1 protein-coding gene is annotated in these 6,574 nt (G+C 39.6%); it reads left to right on the top strand.

The features are described from left to right. Nucleotides 1–6,572 (top strand): PKD domain-containing protein (locus J0M08_12755; protein MBN8703930.1); only part of this gene is annotated, 6,572 nt, incomplete at its 5' end. Between the last annotated feature and the right edge of the window lie 2 nt (nt 6,573–6,574).

Genomic DNA, 6,574 nt, shown 5'->3' with positions numbered 1-6,574 from the left:
CAACTCCTCCTCCAATTGGTTCGTTAATTAATAGTCAAAACTTATTACCGATTAAACACGATTCCCCTAATGGTGGTGGATCTTATAAGTATTCATTACCCTCACTTTTAGCGGGCACAGATACTATAATTCGAGTTTGCTCACAAAATGTATTTTACTATGACACCACATCCATCCCAACCATCTCATGGCTTTGGCATTTTGGAGATGGTGTCGGCACATCAACCCTTCAAAATCCAACATACACATATGCAAACCCGGGCTTTTATTCCGCACTTTTTTTATTTTGGTTTACACCTACATACAATGGATTTGACTTTATAGAGATTGAAATTCCGGCAAAAGCAAATTTTACCAGTAACATAGCGTGTGGTACAGCTTCTTTTACAGACCTTACAATCACTACACCAGCATCCCCTGTGACTTCTTGGACATGGGATTTTGGAGATGGATCTCCATATGGAACAACACAAAATCCAACACATTTTTATTCACCTCCCGGTAATTATCCAGTTACATTGTCTGTTACTGCAGGAGGCTGTACTTTTGTTGAGACAAAAACTATTACCGTTGTTCCTTATCCGATTGCCAATTTCAATGCAGTACCTGCATGCGCAGGCTCCCCAGCCGTTTTCACGGACAATTCCACAGGATCAACTACAACTGGCTGGAATTGGAGATTCGGAGATGCAACAAGCTCAGGAGTTAAAAATCCTCTTCATACCTATGCTAGTGGTGGTAATTATTCTGTATCTCTTACTGTTTCAGATGCTAACGGATGTACAAGTAGTATTACTAAAACTATTTCAATAGGAAGCATTGCACCTAACGGATCAATTACCACAAATGGATCATTAAAATTCTGTTATGGGAGTCAAGTCGTTTTAACTGCTCCAACTGGATTGGGCTACCTTTGGTCTAATAATGCAACAACTCAAAGTATTTCAGCCATCCAAAGTGGAGTTTATTCTGTAGCTGTTACTAATACATTGGGGTGTACATCATCACCTCCTACTGTTACTGTCACTGTAAACCCGTTACCAAACAACAGTTTTTATCCCGGTCCTAACAAGCTTTGTAGCGGAAGTACATTTTATGCAAGTGTAAATTCAAGCAGTAATTATTCGTATCAGTGGTATAACTCTGGCGTAGCGATTTCAACAGCAACACTAAGCTCATATAACACTACTAATCTTGGAAATTATTCTGCTATTATCACTGACAAAACTACTGGCTGTAAAGTACCTACAGGAACTGTAAACGTCACTGCAGCGCCTCTACCCACTCCGCCTGTAATTACTGGAACAAACTCCTTTTGCGATGGTGCGGTCGTAACACTAACCGCAACTTCTAGTGGAGGAACAGGTAACTTATCCTACTACTGGAACAATGGCACTCAAGGCAATACATTACAAACAAGCGATGCAGGAACATTCTATGCATACGTTCAAGATGAAAACAATTGTTCAAATTCGGCCTCCATTAAGATAAAGAAGAACCCTGCACCGAATTTGAGTATATTACCGCCCGGCTGTATAAAAAATTGCGGACCTTATACATTACAGGGACCACCGGGATATGCAACCTATATTTGGAAAGATTTTAATGGAAACACCATAGCAAACACCCAAAATACTTTAATAAACAGCAGTGGCTTATATAACCTTATTGTTTCTACTTCATTTGGATGTACAGATACATCCAACAATATGGATATCACCATCAATCCCTTTCCATCAGCTAGTGCGGGAAATAACAAGCAGATTTGCCCAGGAGACAGCACACAACTGCAGGCTACTGCAGGGCCTAATATAATTAGCTACACCTGGGCTCCATCAAGCTCTTTAAATAATGCAAATATTGCCAACCCAATGGCAACACCTGCTTCTACAACCAACTACCAACTTACAGTTACCGACAAAAATGGATGTTCGGCACAGGCCAGCAAAACAGTAACTGTATTTTGTATAAAACCTGTTGTAACGGCTAATACTATAGGTGTATGTAGTGGTACATGCGCTAGCGTAACTGCTATTGGAAGTACAGGAACTCCACCATATCAATACTCTTGGAGCACAGGAACTTCTGGGGCCATACTAAATGTTTGTCCTACTACAACCACTATGTATACAGTAACAATAACAGACACATTAGGATTTACAGGAACGGATACAATGATGGTTATTGTAAATCCGAATATACAATCTATAACTTCTTCTACAAATGCATCTTGCTATAGTAACAACAATGGTTCGGCCTCGGTGTCAATAACCGTTGGAGGAGGCGCATATTCTTATTCCTGGAGCAATGGTGCAACTACAGCTGTAGCGCTTAATTTAAACGCAAATACCTACTCTGTAACCATTACAGATAACAATGGCTGTACCGGAATCAATACTGCTATTATAACAGAACCCAACCCGTTAGTTGGAATTATTGCACCTACACATGCAAGCTGCTTTGGAGGAACAGATGGGGTCGCAACTGTTGCAGCTCTTGGAGGTACAAGTCCTTACTCGTACAGTTGGACAAACAATTCAATAACAGCAACCGCTAGTGGGCTAAGCTTGGGAACCTACTCTGTATCTATAACAGATGCAAACGGTTGTTCAATTGTAGAGTCAATATCAATTACAGAACCTACCCAAATTTCTGTTTCTATCACTACCTTATCTGTAAGTTGTAATGGGACAGCCAGTGGTGGCGCTACGGTGGCATCATCAACTGGCGGAACACCAGGTTACATTTATATTTGGAACAATGGTACTACAACCGTAAATAGCACTGGTTTGGCCGCTGGCAATTACTCTCTCACAGTTATTGACTCTAAAGGTTGTACCATTACACAAGCCATAACAATTACACAACCAAGTTCAATAGCAATAAACGACAACATCGTAGATGTAAAATGTTTTAACGGAACTGACGGAAGCATCACCGTTACTGCACTTGGAGGGCTAGGCAACTACAGCTACACATGGAGCAATGGAGCAACTACCTCCGCTATTACAAACATATTATCCGGAATTTACTCCGTTACTGTAGCTGATGCAAACAATTGTTCCGTTTCTTCTACCTATACAGTCAATCAACCGTCACAGCTTACCTCTACACTTACTTCTTCGAACATAAACTGCTTTATGGCAAACAATGGCTGGGCTTCTGTAATTGCAAACGGAGGAACTGGAAACTATACCTATTTATGGAGTAACAACAATCAAAACGCAACCATAAACTCGTTAGCTGCAAATAACTATTCCGTTACCATCACTGATGCCAAAGGATGTACAAACACACATACCGTTTCTATTACCCAACCTGCAGTACTAGCTATAAATACAGCAATTTCAAATGTAAGTTGCTATGCAGGAAACAACGGAAGTTTAGTCCCTACCGTAACTGGCGGAACACTTGGCTATAACTATTTTTGGAGTAATGGACAAACCACATCTACTCTTTCCAATATCACATTTGGAGCATATTCATTAACTGTTACCGATGCTAACAATTGTAGCACCTCCATAAATTATTCAATTACGCAACCAACACAATTATCTGCAAGTATAAGCTATTCTAATGCATCGTGTTATCAGTCTAACAACGGATATACCTCTGTTAATGCCTCTGGAGGAACAGGAGCCTACACCTATAATTGGAATACAAGTTCTGTATCTCCAACAATTACTGGCCTGAGTCCAAATAATTACTCAGTAGTAATCTCCGATGCAAACGGATGTACAATTACACAAACTGTAACTATTACTGAACCTACAGATATTATTGTTACTGCGAACCCCTCTAACATCAGTTGTTTCGGAGGAAGTAATGTAAACATTACAACAAATACTACTGGTGGAACAGGCTCTTATACCTACAACTGGAGCAATGGACAACAAACCGCTAATATCTCTAATATCATAGCAGGAATTTACTCCTTAACATTAACGGATAGCAATAGTTGCCAAAAAATATCTACATACACTGTCAATCAACCGGCTGCACTCAGCGCCACAATAAGTACATCAAACAGTCTTTGTTATATAGCTAATAACGGAACAGCATCGGTAAATGTATCAGGTGGAACCGCACCTTATTCCTACTTATGGAGTAACAATGGTGTAACGCAATCTGTAAGTGGATTAGCTCCCAACAACTACTCTGTAACTATTACAGATGCCAATGGATGTACATTAATTGAAACAACGATTATTACGGAGCCTACTGCTATTGCAGATAGTACAACGTTTACGAATGTAAGCTGTAACCAAGGAACTGACGGAGCTATATTTACTAAACTTACCGGAGGAGTAATACCGTACTCCTATTTGTGGAATAACAACCAAACTATTGATACACTTTTAAATCTATCGGCAGGTGGCTATACATTAACAACAACCGATGCCAACGGATGTTCACTTATAACGAACTATGTAATTACAGAGCCTACACCACTTACATCAATTATTACGCTCACAAATAATACATGCTACTTGTCTAACGATGCTGCTATAGCTGCAACCGGAGTTGGTGGTGTTGGAAATTACTCTTATTACTGGAGCAACTCGGATATAACAAGCACCATTATTAATCTTGCACAAGGAATATATACACTAACACTTTCAGACAATAATAATTGTACAAGAATAGACACTGTAACTATTACAGAACCCACTCCTATAACAAGTGCTGTAACCACTACTAACGTTAGTTGTTTTGCAGGAACAGATGGCAGTGCATCTGCAACAGCTTCCGGAGGAACAGGCGCACACACATTTAATTGGAGCAACGCTACTCAAGGAACATCTACCGCTAATTTGAACGCAGGAAATTATTCTGTATTAGTTACTGATATTTATGGCTGCTCAACAACAGAGTATTTTACTATAACAGAGCCATTACCAATCAACATTTCTGTTGCAAGCTTTTCGGTAAGTTGTAGTGGAGGTTCGAACGGAACTGCATTAGTTGCATCCTCATCGGGTGGAACGCCAGCATACACCTATGTTTGGACAAACGGATCTACAACTATAAACACAACAGGACTAGCAGCAGGTAATTACTCACTACAAGTAACGGATGCGAAAGGTTGTACATATGTGCAATCGGTATCTATTTCACAACCGGCATCAATCGTATTAAATAATAGCCAATCGGAAGTAAGCTGCTTTTCGGGATCAGACGGAAGCATTACAGTAACAGCATTAGGAGGCACCGGCAATTATAATTACAGTTGGAGTAACACTGAAACTACAAGTAACATAACAGGGTTGCAAGCAGGGTCTTATACACTTACTGTCTCTGATAATAATAGCTGTAATTTAGTCGTTAGTTACTTAATTACACAACCAACACAACTTACAAGCATAATTACATCTTCGAATAGTGCGTGTAATTTACTTGATAATGGGACTGCATCCGTTGTTGCAGGCGGAGGAACAGGTGCATACACCTACAGTTGGAGCAACAATCAACAAACATCTTCCGTAAATAGCTTATCACCTGCAACCTATACAGTAGTGATTACAGATGCCAACGCATGTATAAGCACCGCCACTGTTACCATCACAGAGCCATCTGCGATTACACTTTCTGTTACTTCAATTCAAAAAAGTTGCCAAAACGCAACCAATGGATCTATTAGTGTAATTGCAGGAGGTGGAACACCAGGATATTCCTACCTATGGAACAACCTAGTTGCATCTTCCTCTATTGGCAATATAACTGCAGGAACATACACCATATTAGTAACGGATAATAACGGTTGTACGTTTGATACGGCTTATACTGTTGTATCTGTGGCAAAGCCAACAGCTACATTTGCAATCAGCGATTCGGCAGGGTGTGGAATAGTTTGTACTACATTAAAAAATACAACAGCAAATACAACTTCGGCTTGGAGTATGAGCAATGGAGCAACATCTACAAATGACACGATAAACATATGCTTTACCGATACCGGTCTTTTCTCCATTCAACTTATTGTAACAGATACAAATGGCTGTGTGGATAGTTTAATAAAACAAAATAGTATTGTTGTACATCCTATTCCGGTAGCCGACTACAGTGTAACACCGCAACCAACAACAATTGTCAATTCATCCATTTTATTTACCAACTTATCTTCCAATGCCACATCTTATTTCTGGAATTTTGGCGACAATTCACCATTTCAAACTGGAGTGAATCCATTATATACTTACGATGATACCGGTCGGTACGAAACTACATTGATTGCAGAAAACATGTTTGGATGTAGGGATACTGCCAATAAAACAGTAATCATTGGAGCTGATTTTGTATTTTATATCCCTAATGCATTTACTCCAAATGGCGATGACAAAAACAATTTGTTTTTTCCTGTTGTAATTGGAGCCGTTAAATTCGAAATGTGGATTTACGACAGATGGGGATTACAAATTTGGCATAGTACCGATCCTAAGCAGGGATGGAATGGAAAACGAGATGGACACGACAATCCTGTGCAACAAGATGTTTATGTGTGGTTAATTAAAATAACTGACGAGTTTGGAATAAAACACAAACACATTGGTCACGTTAGCGTTATTCGATAATT

Source organism: Bacteroidota bacterium (genome assembly GCA_017303975.1).
Lineage (GTDB): Bacteria > Bacteroidota > Bacteroidia > JAFLBG01 > JAFLBG01 > JAFLBG01.
The sequence above is the reverse complement of the archived record's forward strand: the minus strand, read 5'-3'. Positions and strand labels throughout refer to the sequence as shown.